The organism is Salmonella sp. NW722, from assembly GCF_051702785.1.
GTDB classification, from domain to species: Bacteria; Pseudomonadota; Gammaproteobacteria; order Enterobacterales; family Enterobacteriaceae; genus Salmonella; species Salmonella enterica.
In genome coordinates this window covers 457228-473499 of record NZ_JAMMIN010000002.1, presented here as the reverse complement: position 1 = coordinate 473499, position 16272 = coordinate 457228, and the positions used below count along the sequence as shown (strand labels likewise).

Below are 16272 nucleotides of genomic sequence, written 5' to 3'. Positions count from 1 at the left end.
CACCCAGAGAAGGACCGGTTCCTTACGGAACCGGCTCTGACTTAACGCACCATGCAAGGACGCTTATTATCAAACGTCCAGCCAGGAATTAAGTACTGCATTCCCATCGCGTCGTCACGCGCGCCTAAGCCATGTTTTTGATAGAGCTCATGCGCTTTCATCACCTGATCCATATCGAGCTCAACGCCCAGACCCGGTTTGGTCGGTACTTGCACCATGCCGCCTTTAATTTCAAACGGTTCTTTAGTCAGACGTTGGTTGCCTTCCTGCCAGATCCAGTGGGTATCGATCGCGGTGATCTTGCCCGGCGCCGCCGCGGCAACATGGGTAAACATCGCCAACGAAATATCAAAGTGGTTGTTAGAGTGCGAACCCCAGGTCAGACCGAACTCATGACACATTTGCGCCACGCGTACAGAGCCTTGCATAGTCCAGAAGTGCGGGTCCGCCAGTGGGATATCTACAGATTGCAGCGACAGCGTATGCCCCATTTGACGCCAGTCGGTCGCTATCATATTGGTGGCCGTCGGTAATCCGGTCGCGCGACGGAATTCCGCCATCACTTCACGTCCGGAAAAACCCTGCTCCGCGCCGCACGGATCTTCTGCATAGGCCAGAGAACCTTTCAGGTATTTACCAATGCTGATCGCTTCGTTCAGCGACCAGGCACCGTTTGGATCGAGCGTGACGCGCGCTTGTGGGAAACGTTTCGCCAGCGCCACGATTGACTCGGCCTCTTCTTCGCCCGCCAGCACGCCGCCTTTCAGTTTGAAGTCGTTGAAGCCGTATTTTTCATAGGCGGCTTCCGCCAGACGCACTACCGTTTCCGGCGTCATCGCCTCTTCATGGCGCAGACGATACCAGTCGCATTGCTCATCCGGCTGGCTCTGATACGGCAGCGGCGTGGCCTTGCGATTGCCGACAAAGAACAGATAACCCAGCATTTCGACTTCGCTGCGCTGCTGACCGTCGCCTAACAGCGAAGCGACGTTGACGCCCAAGTGTTGGCCCAAAAGGTCAAGCATTGCCGCTTCAATGCCAGTCACCACATGGATAGTGGTACGGAGATCGAACGTTTGTAAACCGCGTCCGCCCGCATCGCGATCGGCAAACTGGTTGCGAACGGCGGTCAGGACATTTTTATATTCACCCAGCGTTTTTCCCACCACCAGTGGAATCGCATCTTCCAGCGTTTTGCGAATTTTTTCGCCGCCCGGAATCTCGCCGACCCCGGTATGGCCGGAGTTATCTTTAATAATGACGATGTTGCGCGTGAAGAACGGGGCGTGCGCACCGCTCAGGTTCATCAGCATACTGTCATGACCCGCAACCGGGATAACCTGCATTTCAGTCACTACAGGCGTCGTAAATTGAGTACTCATAACTGTGTCCTTATTCAGAATTAGTGACGACCAAAAACAGGGCGTTTGCGGTCAAAAGTCCAGCCGGGGATCAGGTATTGCATCGGGCCTGCATCATTACGCGCGCCGCCTGGCAGCTTTTTATACGCGTCATGCGCTTTTCGCACCTGTTCCCAGTCAAGCTCCACGCCCATTCCTGGCGCATCCGGAACGGCAATTTTGCCGTTTTTAATTTCCAGCGGATTTTTAGTCAGGCGGCAATCGCCCTCCTGCCAGATCCAGTGCGTATCAATAGCGGTGGGTTTGCCTGGCGCCGCCGCGCCGACATGGGTAAACATCGCCAGTGAAATATCAAAATGGTTATTCGAATGGCAGCCCCAGGTTAGCCCCCAGTCATCGCACAGTTGCGCCACGCGAACGGCGCCGGTGAGAGTCCAGAAATGCGGGTCGGCAAGAGGAATGTCTACCGCGTTGAGCATCACCGCGTGTCCCATTTCACGCCAGTTGGTGGCAATCATATTGGTCGCCACCGGCAGTCCTGTCGCGCGGCGGAACTCCGCCATGACTTCACGACCAGAGAATCCTTGCTCCGCGCCGCACGGATCTTCCGCGTAGGTCAGTACATCATTCAGCCCTTTGCACAACGCAATGGCTTCATCCAGTAGCCAGGCGCCGTTCGGATCCACGGTAATACGCGCGTCCGGGAAGCGTTTTTTTAGCGCGCGAACGGTATCAATCTCTTGTTCGCCCGGCAGCACGCCGCCCTTGAGTTTAAAATCTTTAAAGCCGTAGCGATCCTGAGAGGCCTCCGCCAGCCGCACGACCGCGTCGCTGTTCAGCGCTTCCTGATGGCGCAGGCGATACCATTCATGACTGCCCGGCGTGCTTTCCAGATACGGCAGATCGGTTTTAGTGCGATCGCCAATATAGAAGAGATAGCCCAACACGGTGACGGCATCGCGCTGTTTACCGGGTCCTAACAGTTCACAGACCGGCACATTAAGCGCCTGTCCCAGTAGATCAAGCAGCGCCGCTTCCAAAGCTGCCACCGCGTTAACCCGCAGTTCAAACGTCCATGCGCCTTTACCAAAGGTGTCAAAATCAGCGGCCTGGTTGCCTTTATGCACCTGCTGCACCACTTTGTTCAGGCGGGCGACTTCCTGGCCTAATACCATCGGAATAGCATCGACCAGCGTCTGATAAATCACTTCTCCGCCCGGCGCCTCGCCGACGCCAGTATGCCCGGCGTTATCGGTGAGGACGACGATGTTACGGGTGAAGTACGCGTTATGCGCGCCGCCGATGTTGAGTAGCATACTGTCATGTCCGGCAACCGGAATGACCTTCATGTCCGTAATAACGGGACTGGATTGCGTTGTCATGATAATTGTCCTGCGACAGGTTTCAGTTCAATACGCTTAATATCACCTACCAGCACCAGATAGCTGATGATGGCCACCAGGGCATGTACGCCGACATAGATCAACGCGCCGTTGAAGGAACCGGTGGTGCCAACGATGTAACCAATCGCGATTGGCGTCACAATACCGGAGATATTGCCGAACATATTAAACAAGCCGCCGGAAAGACCGCTGATCTCTTTCGGCGCGGTATCCGCCATTACTGCCCAGCCCAACGCGCCGATACCTTTACCGAAGAAGGCCAACGCCATAAAGCCGATGATCATCCATTCCACGTTCACATAGTTACAGAACACCATAACCATTGACAGCAACATTCCCAGCACAATCGGCGTCTTGCGCGCGATATTCAGGGAGCCAGTACGACGCATCAGCCAGTCGGAAATGATGCCGCCCAACACGCCGCCGATAAAGCCGCAGACTGCAGGAACCGAGGCGACAAAGCCCGCTTTGAGAATCGACATGCCGCGCGCCTGGACCAAATAGACCGGAAACCAGGTAATAAAGAAATAGGTCAATGCGTTAATACAGTACTGACCGATGTAAACGCCAATCATCATACGAGAGCCCAGCAGCTGTTTGATCTGGCCCCATTTGACGCTAAACGGTACTTTCGCTTTGGTGTCTTTCTGATCCATATTGATCAGCGCGCCGCCTTCTGCGATGTACTCCAACTCTTTCTTATTTACGCCCGGATGGTTATTTGGTTCATGGATAACTTTCAACCAGATAAAGCTGATGATGATCCCTAACCCGCCCATAAAGAAGAAGACATGCGACCAGCCCACTTCGTGCGTCAGCCAGCCCATAATCGGCGCGAAAATAACCGTGGCAAAGTATTGCGCGGAGTTAAAGATGGCCACCGCCGTTCCCCTCTCCTGCGCCGGGAACCAGGCTGCAACAATGCGACTGTTGCCCGGGAAAGAAGGCGATTCCGCCAGACCAACCAGGAAACGAAGCGTAAAGAGGGCGACAATAATGCCGAAACCACTAAAGATATCGACAAAACCCTGCAACAGGGTGAAGACTGACCAAATGAAAATAGACCAGAAATAGACGCGTTTGGAACCAAAGCGGTCCAGCAGCCAGCCGCCCGGGATCTGCCCGATAACATAGGCCCATGAAAAAGCAGAAAAAACATAGCCCATACCTACCGGATCAAGGCCGATATCTTTGGCCATTTCTGAGCCGGCAATGGACAATGTGGCGCGGTCGCCGTAGTTGAAGGATGTGACGATAAACAGCATCACCACTATCCAGTAGCGGGCGTTCGTGCGTTTCTCCGCACTGCTCGCCGCGTGACTTAATGAACTCATTGTTGCACTCCTGAAATTTCGCGTTAGCTACGCTCACTCTGAACTGCACAACCGGTAGGGAATCAGAGATAACGTTTCCTTGTTGCAGCTTTTATTAGGTCGTTTGCTTTGCACGCTGCATGCTTTTATTCACTGGCAGGAGAAGTATAAAAAGCGCGCCACACACACTCACCGTGCAACAACACAGTATTTTGGCGATGAATTACGCCTGTTTATGGCAAAAGCCCAGGACAGTGGAAGCCACTTCACGGAAATGAAATCAGAAGGCGCCAGGCGTCGACGCAGGAGGAATAAAAAGAGAAGAATGTGAAACAGGTCGCTTGATTACATGAAAACGCCCGTAAAAAACTGCCGCTTTTGCGGGCATATGCCCAAAGCTAACACGATTCAGTTACTTTACACTGTATACAGGTCGTGATTTTGCTTACTGGCAACGCAAGCAAACGAAAAGGTACCCTCCCGTAGGGGGGAGGGATTTACCTCAGGAAAGTAAAGTTCCCCAGTTTTCAACCCAGGGATTGGACTGGCTCTCCGGCTCCGGATGTTCGCTGGCGTCAATGAATAACATCTCCCCCACCCGCTGCGCGCTTTGCTCTTGCAACAGGGCATCAAACTGTTTGCCGCCATTACAGAAATTGGGGTAGCTGCTATCACCTAGCGCAATCACCCCGTAACGCAGGTTTGGCTGAAAACCCAACGTATCTTTAATGCCGTGAAAGAGCGGCGCAATGCTATCCGGTAGATCGCCCTGCCCGGTCGTCGAGGTAACGACCAGCGCAACCTTATCCTGATATTGCTGCCAGTCGGACAGTTCAGGATCTTCAAACACGGTCGCGCTGTGGCCCTGTCTGGCGAGGATCGCTTCCGCTTCTTCCGCCACCAGCAGTGAGTTGCCATACATGGTCCCGACAAAAATACCAATTTCCGCCATTATGCGTATCTCCCTGAATTATGCCTGATGAGTCTCATCCTGCCGGGACGCCGCCGTAAACTCAACCCTTTCATTGTCAGGGAGAAGTCCACGCCAGCCAAACTGCGTCAGCGCCTGCATCCAGGTTTCATCCAACCCGGCCTGAATTATCAACGGCTGTCCGGTGAAGGGGTGCGTCAGCTCAAGCCGACTGGCATGAAGCATCAGGCGACGACAGGCAAAATGCTCTGCGGCGCTGCGGTTTTGTCGCAAATCGCCATGCTTGCTGTCGCCGATGATAGGATGACGCAGATGCGCCAGATGACGACGGAGCTGGTGCTTGCGTCCCGTTTTTGGTTCCAGCTCAACCAGACCATAACGCGTGGTGGGATAACGTCCGGTCGGCACCGCCATTTCGACTGTCGCCAGCCCGCGATACTGCGTTACAGCCGGCTGGGGCGCTTTATCTTCGCGGGCGAATTTATCGGCAATTTTATCGCGCTCTTCCACCAGCGGATAATCCAGTACCGCGTCATCCATCAGCCAGCCGCGCACAATGGCATGGTAGCGTTTACGGATGTGGTGCTGCTCGAACTGCTGCGCCAGACGGCGTCCCGCTTCGCTGGACAGCCCCATTAACAGTACGCCCGACGTGGGTCTGTCGAGACGGTGGGCGGTAAAAACATGCTGGCCGATTTGGTCGCGCACCGTTTGCATGACCACGACTTTTTCGTCGCGATCCAGCCAGCTCCGGTGAACAAGCCAGCCTGCGGGTTTATTCACGGCAACCAGCCACGGGTCTTGATAGAGGATCTCCAGCATCAGGATTTATCGCGGGCGAATAGCGCATCCAGATCCTGCAAAACCGCCAGGATCGCCTCCCGCTGCGGATGATCCGCCGCCAGCGCCATTTCATAATAAGGGGCGACGGCAAATGCCTCGGGCAGCGGCTGCGCATTATCAAGTAGGGTATGCATACGTGGGATCAGTACCCATTGCAGCCATTCCAGCGGTTCCATGGTATCCATAAAAAATGGTTGGGTGCTGGTAAACAGGTGCGCCTGCGGCGCATCCTGCCGCCAGTGGCGATGCTCGCGCAGCAGCGTTTCAAGCGCATGTAACTGCTGACGCACACGGTCATGAGTCGTCATGTTAAAAACCTCAATGATGAAAATCTGGCGCGAAGAATAACAAAAAAAAGGGAGCACTGTATAAACAGTGCTCCCGGTTCGTTTCGCAGCATTCCAGCTACTTTTCGTGCTCCCTGCTCATCCGTGACAACTTTTCCTGTGACCTTACGGCCTGTTCATCCTGAACGTTTGCATCCTGCGCACATCGCCCGATGTGATAGCTTCTTCCTGAAGCGTCCCTGGTCATCCAGACCCGCCGAACATCCTGATCGGCTCTCGTTCTCCGTCCTGGAGGTGTCCTTTAACGCATCCTGCGCTTTCCACTTTGCTTCATCCTGAAGCCTTTCCTTGTAACACCATCCTGGCGTGTCCTGCTGAAGCGTCATCATCCTGACGTTCGCTTCGTTGTACGACTCCCTGTCGACGAAGATAGAATCGCCTGTTTCACCTTGTCTTACAAGACGCTTACAGACAATACCTTAAGTAAATTTTCATATGAAAGTGCGCAAAAACATTTTAATTAGTTGTTTTATATAGACTTACATAAGAAAACGGAACTCAGTATCCGCTGATATCCTGGCGATCTCCTACAGACTTTGTAAGAGATCTCTCACACCCGTTAGGGCAAACGATTACAGAAGAGGATTAAGTTGCGTAAGGAATTCCGCAAGCGTTGCGGCAAGAACGGTGCGATTACGGGTGCCCAGCGTTTCTTTAATCACCTCGCCGGACAGGTTACAGACCGAAATGACCTCAAGCTCATTTTCCTGCGTCGCAATAAAAAGCGTGGGAGGAAGCTTGAGCCGCTTTTGCGTGACCAGGTGGCCTATCAGATTTTCCTGCACGCGCCGAAAGTCATCCTGACTCCAGGTTTGCAGTAGCGTAAGCTTTTCATCCGCAAACTGCGCGGGCATGTCGCCAGCAAACTGCGTGGTGTAAAACGCGTGGAGCGCAGGTTGTACCATAATATCAAAGGCGCGTTCAACCGCGTTTACATTTTCTTCGCCTTCAAAAGGTTGCGGCTGCCAGTAAACGGCATCGCGGGTTGAAGAAATAATGCACGGAGAAGGTACGCCATACAGTTCTTCGCTCAACGGCCAGCTACCGTGTTTTTCTTGCCACGCGTCGCAGTAACGCGTCGTAAAGGCTTTCAATGCCTGCGCTGTCAGTTCGTCCACCAGTTTCTCTCTTCATAAAAGCCAGGATACACTTGACGCATAGTGTATCTGGTTTATGACGGTGAAACATGTCTTCTTATGAAAACCATCAGGCTCTTGATGGCCTGACTCTCGGAAAATCAACGGATTACCGGGACAATTATGACGCCAGCCTGCTGCAGGGCGTACCGCGCAGTTTGAATCGCGACCCGCTCGGATTAACAGCCGATAATTTGCCGTTCCACGGCGCGGATATCTGGACGTTGTATGAACTTTCCTGGCTTAACAGCCAGGGTCTTCCGCAGGTCGCCGTCGGGCATGTCGAACTGGATTACACCAGCGTTAATTTAATCGAATCCAAAAGTTTTAAACTGTATCTGAACAGCTTTAACCAGACGCGCTTTGACACCTGGGAGACGGTGCGCCAGACGCTGGAGCGCGATCTGCGCGCCTGCGCGCAGGGCAACGTTAGCGTGAGGCTTCATCGTCTTGATGAGCTGGAAGGACAGCCTGTCGCCCATTTCCACGGCACCTGTATTGACGATCAGGATATCAGTATCGACAACTACCAATTTACTACCGACTATCTGCAACATGCGGTCAGCGGCGAGAAGCAAGTAGAAGAAACGCTGGTCAGTCATCTGTTGAAATCCAACTGCCTGATCACCCACCAGCCGGACTGGGGCTCGATACAAATTCAGTATCGCGGGCGCAAAATCGACAGGGAAAAACTGCTGCGTTATCTGGTCTCCTTCCGTCACCATAATGAATTTCACGAGCAGTGCGTAGAGCGTATTTTTAATGACATTCTGCGCTTCTGCCAGCCGGAAACGTTAAGCGTTTATGCGCGTTATACCCGTCGCGGCGGGCTGGACATTAATCCCTGGCGCAGCAATACCGATTTCGTGCCCGCCACGGGCAGGCTGGCGCGACAGTAATTTTTTTGTCAATTTTGCGTGCCGGATTGCGCATGTAAGGTTGTGAAAGGTCATCAGCCAGGGCTATTGTAATCAACAGGGAATGGCGTGTTGCGTCCCATAAGGAGTTTACTTGATTACACATATTAGCCCGCTTGGCTCAATGGATATGTTGTCGCAACTGGAAGTGGACATGCTGAAACGCACGGCCAGTAGCGACCTGTATCAACTGTTTCGTAACTGTTCACTTGCCGTTCTTAACTCCGGCAGCCTGACCGACAACAGCAAAGAGCTGCTGTCCCGCTTTGAAAATTTCGATATTAACGTACTGCGCCGCGAGCGCGGCGTGAAGCTGGAATTGATTAACCCGCCTGAAGACGCTTTTGTTGACGGGCGGATTATTCGTGCGCTACAGGCTAACCTGTTCGCGGTACTGCGCGACATTCTCTTTGTGAATGGGCAGATCCACAATGCCGGCCGTTTCCAGCATCTGGATCTTGAAAGCTCAACACATATCACCAATCTGGTGTTCTCCATTTTGCGCAACGCCCGGGCGCTGCACGTCGGCGAAGCGCCAAACATGGTGGTATGCTGGGGCGGCCACTCAATTAACGAAAACGAGTACCTGTATGCCCGTCGCGTCGGCACGCAGTTGGGATTACGCGAGCTGAACATCTGCACCGGCTGCGGCCCTGGGGCGATGGAAGCCCCCATGAAGGGCGCGGCGGTCGGTCACGCGCAACAGCGTTATAAAGACAGCCGCTTTATCGGCATGACTGAACCTTCCATTATTGCGGCTGAACCGCCTAATCCGCTGGTGAACGAACTGATCATCATGCCGGATATCGAAAAACGCCTGGAAGCGTTCGTCCGTATCGCACACGGTATCATCATCTTCCCGGGCGGCGTGGGTACGGCGGAAGAACTGCTTTATTTGCTGGGGATTCTGATGAATCCAGCCAATAAAAATCAGGTGCTGCCGCTGATCCTGACCGGACCAAAAGAGAGCGCCGATTACTTCCGCGTGCTGGATGAGTTTATTACCCATACGCTGGGCGAAGCGGCCCGCCGTCATTACCGCATCATCATTGACGATGCGGCGGAGGTAGCGCGACTGATGAAGAAAGCGATGCCGCAAGTGAAAGAGAATCGCCGCGATACCGGCGACGCCTATAGTTTTAACTGGTCGATGCGTATTGCACCGGATCTGCAGGTACCGTTTGAACCGTCGCATGAGAATATGGCCAACCTGAAACTGTACCCGGATCAGCCGGTTGAGATTCTGGCGGCGGATCTGCGGCGCGCCTTCTCCGGTATTGTCGCGGGGAACGTGAAGGAGGTCGGGATACGCGCCATTGAAGCTAATGGCCCGTATAAAATCCACGGCGATCGAGAGATGATGCGTCGCATGGACGATCTGCTGCAGGGATTCGTCGCGCAGCATCGTATGAAATTGCCAGGTTCCGCCTACATCCCCTGTTACGAGATCTGCGCTTAACGCTTATGCCCGGTTGCCGCCAGCAGCCGGGCGCTTCTCCCATTCCTTTCATTGCGGTATGGCAATTAACGCATGCCTTCATTTTTTATGATGATCATCAGAGGCATAGCCCGCATTGTTTTATAAACACCTTTTATAATTCATCATAAATAGATTGCCAGGCAAACGTTTACTTCACTCCTCTTACCGTGATTTATCGGTTCAAACTCTTATTCTTCGCCAGAATTCACTAAAAACCTTGATTTTTATAGTCAAACCTCCGTATCTTGCGCCCCAATCTTTCCGGCCTTATATCGTTAATGGTAGCCTTCGCGCCCGGAAATTCGTTATGACGTTTTTTTAATAGATTAATGGTCCAAATTTATCCATGTAAGAAGCGGATTATTGCATTTGAGATCGGGATCACTGATAGATTCATCACTTAAATGTATCTTTCCGCCCGAAAATTATTACGGCGAAAAATTATATAAAAAGCGTCCCTAAGCAGATTTCATTTTACGATCAGGTCTTTTTTCATTGGATTAGACCAGCAACCTGATTTTTAGCATCCTCCAGGAGAAATAGATGGAAACCACTCAGACCAGCACGATTGCTTCGATTGACTCTCGAAGCGCATGGCGCAAAACGGATACCATGTGGATGCTGGGCCTTTACGGCACGGCAATCGGCGCGGGCGTTCTGTTCCTGCCGATCAACGCAGGCGTCGGCGGCATGATTCCGCTCATCATCATGGCGATTCTCGCTTTCCCGATGACCTTTTTCGCACACCGTGGCTTAACCCGCTTCGTGCTGTCCGGTAAAAACCCGGGTGAAGACATCACTGAAGTCGTTGAGGAACACTTCGGTATCGGCGCAGGTAAACTGATTACCCTGCTCTACTTCTTCGCGATTTACCCCATCCTGCTGGTTTACAGCGTGGCGATTACTAATACCGTGGAAAGCTTCCTGACCCACCAGTTAGCGATTAATCCGCCGCCGCGGGCGATTCTTTCCCTGATCCTGATTGTTGGCATGATGACCATCGTGCGCTTCGGCGAGCAAATGATCGTTAAGGCGATGAGTATCCTGGTATTCCCGTTCGTCGCTGCGCTGATGCTGCTGGCCTTGTACCTGATCCCGCAGTGGAACGGCGCGGCGCTGGAAACGCTGTCCTTTGATTCCGCCGCGTCTACCGGTAACGGTCTGTGGATGACGCTGTGGCTGGCGATTCCGGTGATGGTTTTCTCTTTCAACCACTCCCCGATCATCTCCTCCTTCGCGGTTGCGAAGCGTGAAGAGTACGGTGAAGGCGCTGAGAAGAAATGTTCTAAAATTCTGGCCTTCGCCCACATCATGATGGTGCTAACCGTGATGTTCTTCGTCTTCAGCTGCGTGCTGAGCCTGACGCCGGCAGATCTGGCGGCAGCAAAAGAGCAGAACATCTCTATTCTGTCTTACCTGGCGAACCACTTTAACGCGCCGATCATCGCCTGGATGGCGCCGATCATTGCGATGATTGCTATCACCAAATCCTTCCTCGGCCACTACCTGGGCGCGCGTGAAGGCTTTAACGGTATGGTGATTAAATCGCTGCGTGGTAAAGGTAAATCCATCGAAATCAACAAACTGAATAAAATTACCGCGCTGTTCATGCTGGTCACCACCTGGATTGTGGCGACGCTGAACCCCAGCATCCTGGGCATGATTGAAACCCTGGGCGGCCCGATCATCGCGATGATTCTGTTCCTGATGCCGATGTATGCCATCCAGAAAGTACCGGCAATGCGTAAGTACAGCGGTCATATCAGCAACGTATTCGTTGTGATTATGGGCCTGATTGCCATCTCCGCTATTTTCTACTCACTGTTCAGCTAAGTCCTTTAGCGCCGCTTACCGCGGCGCTTCTCTATGATACAACCGCAATGGATGCCCTATGATTAGCGTATTCGATATTTTTAAAATCGGCATTGGCCCTTCCAGTTCTCACACCGTCGGACCAATGAAAGCAGGCAAGCAGTTCACGGACGATCTGATTGCCCGCCATATCCTTACAGATGTCACCCGCGTCGTGGTGGATGTCTACGGCTCTCTGTCATTGACGGGTAAAGGCCACCACACTGATATCGCCATTATTATGGGCCTGGCGGGGAATCTGCCGGACACCGTCGATATCGACGCCATTCCGTCCTTTATCCAGGATGTGAACACCCATGGGCGTTTACTACTGGCCAATGGGCAGCATGAAGTCGAATTTCCGGTCGATAAGTGCATGAATTTCCACGCCGACAACCTGTCTCTGCATGAGAACGGGATGCGTATTACCGCGCTGGCGGGCGATAAGGTGCTCTACAGCCAAACCTACTACTCCATTGGCGGCGGCTTTATCGTCGATGAAGAGCACTTTGGTTTGACAAATAGCGAACCCGTTAACGTACCGTACCCTTATAAAACCGCCGCGGATTTACAGCGCCATTGCCAGGAGACGGGTCTGTCGCTCTCCGGTCTGATGATGCAAAACGAACTGGCTCTGCACAGTAAAGAAGCGCTGGAGCAGCACTTCGCCAGGGTCTGGGAGGTAATGCGCAGCGGTATTGAGCGCGGTATCACCACCGAGGGCGTATTGCCGGGCAAACTGCGCGTTCCGCGTCGCGCGGCGGCGCTGCGTCGGGTGCTGGTCAGTCAGGATAAGACCACCACCGATCCGATGGCGGTCGTCGACTGGATCAATATGTTCGCGCTGGCAGTGAACGAAGAGAATGCCGCAGGCGGACGAGTAGTCACTGCGCCGACTAACGGCGCATGTGGTATTGTGCCGGCGGTGCTGGCGTACTATGACAAGTTTATCCGCGAAGTAAATGCTAACTCACTTGCTCGCTATATGCTGGTCGCCAGCGCGATTGGCTCGCTGTATAAGATGAACGCCTCTATTTCCGGCGCCGAAGTGGGTTGTCAGGGAGAGGTCGGCGTGGCCTGTTCCATGGCGGCAGCGGGTCTGGCCGAGCTGCTGGGCGGTAGTCCGGCGCAGGTGTGTATCGCCGCAGAAATCGCCATGGAGCATAATCTGGGGTTAACTTGCGATCCGGTTGCCGGTCAGGTACAGGTTCCCTGCATTGAGCGTAACGCAATTGCTTCAGTCAAAGCGGTCAACGCCGCGCGTATGGCGCTGCGCCGTACCAGCGAACCGCGCGTATGCCTCGATAAAGTGATTGAGACCATGTACGAAACCGGTAAAGACATGAACGCTAAGTACCGCGAAACTTCGCGCGGCGGCCTGGCGATGAAGATCGTTACCTGCGATTAATTCTCAGCACATTTTAGGATCTGTAAGCCGGATAAGGCGCTCGCCGCCATCCGGCTTTTGTTGCCTGATGGCGCTTCGCTTATCAGGCCTACGGATAGCGCTATTTCGCAATGCTCGCCTCCCCCCGCCGTGAATGTTACCCTACGCGCAGGTTTGTAAGGGAGAACACCGTGGCTGCTCATCTGCTTATCGTCGACGCGCTCAATTTGATTCGCCGTATTCACGCCGTTCAGGGATCGCCCTGTGTGGAAACCTGCCAACACGCGCTCGATCAATTGATTATTCACAGCCAGCCAACCCATGCCGTAGCGGTATTTGATGACGACGCGCGCAGTAGCGGCTGGCGTCATCAGCGTTTGCCGGACTACAAAGCAGGACGTCCGCCGATGCCTGACGATTTACATAATGAAATGCCCGCCCTACGCGCCGCGTTTGAACAGCGCGGCGTACGCTGTTGGGCATCAGATGGTAACGAAGCGGACGATCTGGCGGCGACGCTGGCGCTAAAAGTTACCGAAGCCGGACACCAGGCAACCATTGTGTCAACCGATAAAGGCTATTGCCAGTTGCTCTCTCCGGGATTGCGCATTCGCGACTACTTCCAGAAACGCTGGCTGGACGCGCCGTTTATTGAAAAAGAGTTTGGCGTACTCCCCCGGCAGTTGCCGGATTACTGGGGGCTGGCAGGAATCAGCAGTTCGAAAGTCCCCGGCGTTGCCGGTATCGGCCCCAAAAGCGCGACCCAGCTATTGATTCAGTTTCAAAATCTGGAGGGAATTTACGCCCATCTGGACAAGGTGCCGGAAAAGTGGCGCAAAAAGCTTGAGACGCATAAAGAAATGGCATTTCTTTGCCGCGATATTGCACGTCTGCAAACCGATTTACATATCGACGGAAACTTACAGCAGCTACGGCTGGCGCGGTAGTTTTGTTGCCGGATGGCGGCGTGAACGCCTTATCCTGCCTACAGGACTGCACGAAATGTAGAGCGGATAAGCGCAGCGCCATCCGGCAAAATTACCAGGCGGTATGATACAGTTCGACAATGTCCGCCAGACTCGCTTCACGCGGATTGCCGCCCGTACAGACATCATCGAACGCCGCCTGCGCCAGCGCCGGGATATCCTCTTTTCGAACGCCGACATCACGCAAATGCAGCGGAATTCCCACATCGCGATTTAGCGTAAATACGGCTTCCACTGCGGCATTACGCGCCTCTTCAAGGCTCAATCCTTCTACCTTCACCCCCATCGCCCGGGCGATATCACGGAATTTCTCGTTGGTATACCCGGCATTAAAACGCATCACATGCGGAAGCAAAATAGCATTCGCGACGCCATGCGGCGTGTTGTAAAACGCGCCCAGCGGATGCGCCATCCCATGCACCAGCCCCAGCCCCACATTGGAAAACCCCATCCCGGCAACGTATTGCCCCAGCGCCATCGCCTCACCGGCCTCTTTTTCTCCGGCTACGGCGCCGCGCAGCGCGCCAGCAATAATCTCAATGGCTTTGATATGTAATGCATCCGTCAGCGCCCATGCGGCCCGGGTAATATAGCCTTCAATAGCATGGGTTAGCGCATCCACGCCCGTTGCCGCTTTCAGCGCGGGCGGCATACCGTCCATCATATCGGCATCGATAAATGCCGCCTGCGGAATATCATGCGGATCGACACAAACGAATTTGCGCCGTTTCTCTTCATCGGTAATCACATAATTGATAGTGACTTCCGCCGCGGTTCCCGCCGTTGTCGGGATCGCCATAATCGGCACGCTGGGTTTACGGGTCGGCGATAGCCCTTCCAGACTGCGCACATCGGCAAATTCCGGATTGTTACTGATAATACCGATCGCTTTGCAGGTATCCTGCGGAGAACCGCCGCCAATGGCGATGAGATAGTCCGCGCCACTTTGGGTAAAGACCTTAAGCCCTTCCTGGACAACGGAAATCGTAGGATTAGGGATCACGCCCGCATAGATCTCCCACGCCAGCCCTGCGGCATCCATTCTGCTTGTCACTTTATCGACCACACCGCATTGCACCAGCGTTTTATCCGTAACAATCAGCGCTTTATGATAACCGCGGCGCGTCACCTCATCGGTTAATGCGTCCACCGCTCCCCGGCCAAACCATGCCGTTTCATTCAGAATCATTCTGTTCGCCATCGCCTGTCTCCTGACATCACTCTTCAATACGTAATCCGTAAGTTTTAAATTTCTCCAGTACGATAGCGATCGCCTCGTCATCCAGTACCGGTACCGGATCGACAATGGCCAGCGTACTTAAATAGAGCTGCGCCAGCACTTCCACTTCATGCGCCAGCCACAACGCTTTGTCTAAATTTTCTTCACAAGCGATAAGCCCGTGATGCTGTAACAGCGTCGCTTTACGATTTTTAAGCGCCACGGCAACATGGTCAGAAAGTTCGCGGGTGCCAAAAGTGGCGTAGGGCGCGCAGGGAATAGAGTTTCCACCCGCGGCGGCAATCATGTAGTGAATCGCCGGAATCGGGCGATTCAGGATCGAGACTGCCGTACAATGGACAGCGTGGTTATGTACCACGGCATTGGCGTCAGGGCGCGTCTGGTATGCCGCCATATGAAAACGCCACTCGCTGGAAGGCAGCTTGCCCTGCTCATGCTGACCGTCAGCATCAATAAAAACAATGTGCGACTCTGTCAGCTTCTCGTAGGGGATCCCCGTCGGCGTAATCAGCATTCCGCCCTGATAACGTACGCTCACGTTACCTGCCGTCCCCTGATTTAACCCTAACCGCGTCATTTCCAGACAGGTATCAATAATCTGCCGCGCCAGTCTATTTCGTTCCATTATTTACCTCTCTCTGTGATTCAAAATGAGACAACAAAACCGCCTTTCGCATCGCGCTGCTGTCCTGTTGAAATAATCAAATAGTTAGCAACTATCATCATACTGAATAAAGAGAAGGGAATTTAAATAACGATATTTTGTGATTCACATCAATTAATTCGCCACGATAAACCAGACGACTACCGTTTCTCTCGCCGATAAATGCCCGCTCTTAATAATATTTTTTAAAACGGGCAAAAATGAAGAATAAGTTACTACTGCCCGTTTTCGTGGCAATAATTTAATTCGGGCATTCAGTCTGTGGTTTTTTAAATTAAACATCTCAAACGGTCATTTTTTTATGAAAATTAAAGTGATGATAATCACAGAACGCTCTGCTCTCAGGTATAAATGTGACCGCCATCATATTAAAAGGCCTTTTTTATTTGAAAATGAATCCATGAGTTCATTCC

Annotated in this window: 14 protein-coding genes; 5 read left to right on the top strand and 9 right to left on the bottom strand. The window is 53.1% G+C overall.

Annotated features, from left to right (window positions below; genetic code table 11):
* Positions 1 to 41 precede the first annotated feature (41 nt).
* From gudD to syd, 7 genes are all read right to left on the bottom strand, one after another.
* Positions 42 to 1382: a glucarate dehydratase gene (gene gudD, locus NA330_RS06595; RefSeq protein ID WP_000107113.1), complete on the bottom strand. Its 1341-nt coding sequence runs from the start codon at positions 1380 to 1382 to the stop codon at positions 42 to 44.
* Positions 1383 to 1402: 20 nt separating this feature from the next.
* Positions 1403 to 2743: an enolase C-terminal domain-like protein gene (locus NA330_RS06590; RefSeq protein ID WP_023241560.1), complete on the bottom strand. Its 1341-nt coding sequence runs from the start codon at positions 2741 to 2743 to the stop codon at positions 1403 to 1405.
* On the bottom strand, positions 2740 to 4098 hold the full coding sequence (gene gudP / locus NA330_RS06585; RefSeq protein WP_000097015.1) for a galactarate/glucarate/glycerate transporter GudP: 1359 nt from the start codon (positions 4096 to 4098) through the stop codon (positions 2740 to 2742). The genes NA330_RS06590 and gudP overlap by 4 nt, the downstream gene beginning before the upstream one ends.
* A 481-nt stretch (positions 4099 to 4579) precedes the next feature.
* Positions 4580 to 5029, bottom strand: coding sequence for a flavodoxin (locus NA330_RS06580; RefSeq protein WP_000807736.1), 450 nt, complete (start codon positions 5027 to 5029; stop codon positions 4580 to 4582).
* Between the two features lie 18 nt (positions 5030 to 5047).
* Positions 5048 to 5830 (bottom strand): tRNA pseudouridine(65) synthase TruC, encoded by a 783-nt coding sequence (gene truC / locus NA330_RS06575; protein ID WP_000890028.1) that lies wholly within the window; start codon positions 5828 to 5830, stop codon positions 5048 to 5050.
* The gene (locus tag NA330_RS06570; RefSeq protein ID WP_001531830.1) at positions 5830 to 6159 is read right to left on the bottom strand and encodes a YqcC family protein; all 330 of its coding nucleotides are present in this window, start codon (positions 6157 to 6159) and stop codon (positions 5830 to 5832) included. Before NA330_RS06570 ends, truC begins: the two co-directional genes overlap by 1 nt.
* A 611-nt stretch (positions 6160 to 6770) precedes the next feature.
* The gene (gene syd / locus NA330_RS06565) at positions 6771 to 7316 is read right to left on the bottom strand and encodes a SecY-interacting protein (protein WP_000343990.1); all 546 of its coding nucleotides are present in this window, start codon (positions 7314 to 7316) and stop codon (positions 6771 to 6773) included.
* 68 nt (positions 7317 to 7384) lie between these two features.
* Between syd and queF the strand changes: the two genes are divergently transcribed.
* The 5 genes from queF to xni all read left to right on the top strand — a co-directional run bounded on the left by queF (position 7385) and on the right by xni (position 13916).
* Positions 7385 to 8233: an NADPH-dependent 7-cyano-7-deazaguanine reductase QueF gene (gene queF, locus NA330_RS06560; RefSeq protein WP_000100463.1), complete on the top strand. Its 849-nt coding sequence runs from the start codon at positions 7385 to 7387 to the stop codon at positions 8231 to 8233.
* A gap of 112 nt (positions 8234 to 8345) precedes the next feature.
* Positions 8346 to 9710, top strand: a complete 1365-nt coding sequence (ppnN, locus tag NA330_RS06555) for a nucleotide 5'-monophosphate nucleosidase PpnN (RefSeq protein WP_000627973.1) — start codon at positions 8346 to 8348, stop codon at positions 9708 to 9710.
* Positions 9711 to 10274: 564 nt separating this feature from the next.
* Entirely contained in the window at positions 10275 to 11564 is a 1290-nt protein-coding gene (gene sdaC / locus NA330_RS06550) for an HAAAP family serine/threonine permease SdaC (protein ID WP_000450462.1), read from the top strand.
* 58 nt (positions 11565 to 11622) lie between these two features.
* Positions 11623 to 12990 (top strand): L-serine ammonia-lyase II, encoded by a 1368-nt coding sequence (sdaB, locus tag NA330_RS06545; protein ID WP_000626384.1) that lies wholly within the window; start codon positions 11623 to 11625, stop codon positions 12988 to 12990.
* Positions 12991 to 13160: 170 nt separating this feature from the next.
* The gene (gene xni / locus NA330_RS06540) at positions 13161 to 13916 is read left to right on the top strand and encodes a flap endonuclease Xni (RefSeq protein ID WP_001748700.1); all 756 of its coding nucleotides are present in this window, start codon (positions 13161 to 13163) and stop codon (positions 13914 to 13916) included.
* 91 nt (positions 13917 to 14007) lie between these two features.
* On the opposite strand, the gene fucO is transcribed toward xni, so the two are convergent.
* Both fucO and fucA read right to left on the bottom strand, forming a co-directional pair.
* Positions 14008 to 15156, bottom strand: a complete 1149-nt coding sequence (gene fucO / locus NA330_RS06535) for a lactaldehyde reductase (protein WP_000013570.1) — start codon at positions 15154 to 15156, stop codon at positions 14008 to 14010.
* Positions 15157 to 15172: 16 nt separating this feature from the next.
* Positions 15173 to 15820, bottom strand: a complete 648-nt coding sequence (gene fucA, locus NA330_RS06530; RefSeq protein ID WP_000440828.1) for an L-fuculose-phosphate aldolase — start codon at positions 15818 to 15820, stop codon at positions 15173 to 15175.
* Positions 15821 to 16272: the final 452 nt, after the last annotated feature.

Bases quoted from the DNA above. Each gene is read 5' to 3' on its own strand.
- gudD (WP_000107113.1), bottom strand. From the start codon at position 1,382: ATGAGTACTCAATTTACGACGCCTGTAGTGACTGAAATGCAGGTTATC.
- NA330_RS06590 (WP_023241560.1), bottom strand. From the start codon at position 2,743: ATGACAACGCAATCCAGTCCCGTTATTACGGACATGAAGGTCATTCCG.
- gudP (WP_000097015.1), bottom strand. From the start codon at position 4,098: ATGAGTTCATTAAGTCACGCGGCGAGCAGTGCGGAGAAACGCACGAAC.
- NA330_RS06580 (WP_000807736.1), bottom strand. From the start codon at position 5,029: ATGGCGGAAATTGGTATTTTTGTCGGGACCATGTATGGCAACTCACTG.
- truC (WP_000890028.1), bottom strand. From the start codon at position 5,830: ATGCTGGAGATCCTCTATCAAGACCCGTGGCTGGTTGCCGTGAATAAA.
- NA330_RS06570 (WP_001531830.1), bottom strand. From the start codon at position 6,159: ATGACGACTCATGACCGTGTGCGTCAGCAGTTACATGCGCTTGAAACG.
- queF (WP_000100463.1), top strand. From the start codon at position 7,385: ATGTCTTCTTATGAAAACCATCAGGCTCTTGATGGCCTGACTCTCGGA.
- sdaC (WP_000450462.1), top strand. From the start codon at position 10,275: ATGGAAACCACTCAGACCAGCACGATTGCTTCGATTGACTCTCGAAGC.
- sdaB (WP_000626384.1), top strand. From the start codon at position 11,623: ATGATTAGCGTATTCGATATTTTTAAAATCGGCATTGGCCCTTCCAGT.
- fucO (WP_000013570.1), bottom strand. From the start codon at position 15,156: ATGGCGAACAGAATGATTCTGAATGAAACGGCATGGTTTGGCCGGGGA.
- fucA (WP_000440828.1), bottom strand. From the start codon at position 15,820: ATGGAACGAAATAGACTGGCGCGGCAGATTATTGATACCTGTCTGGAA.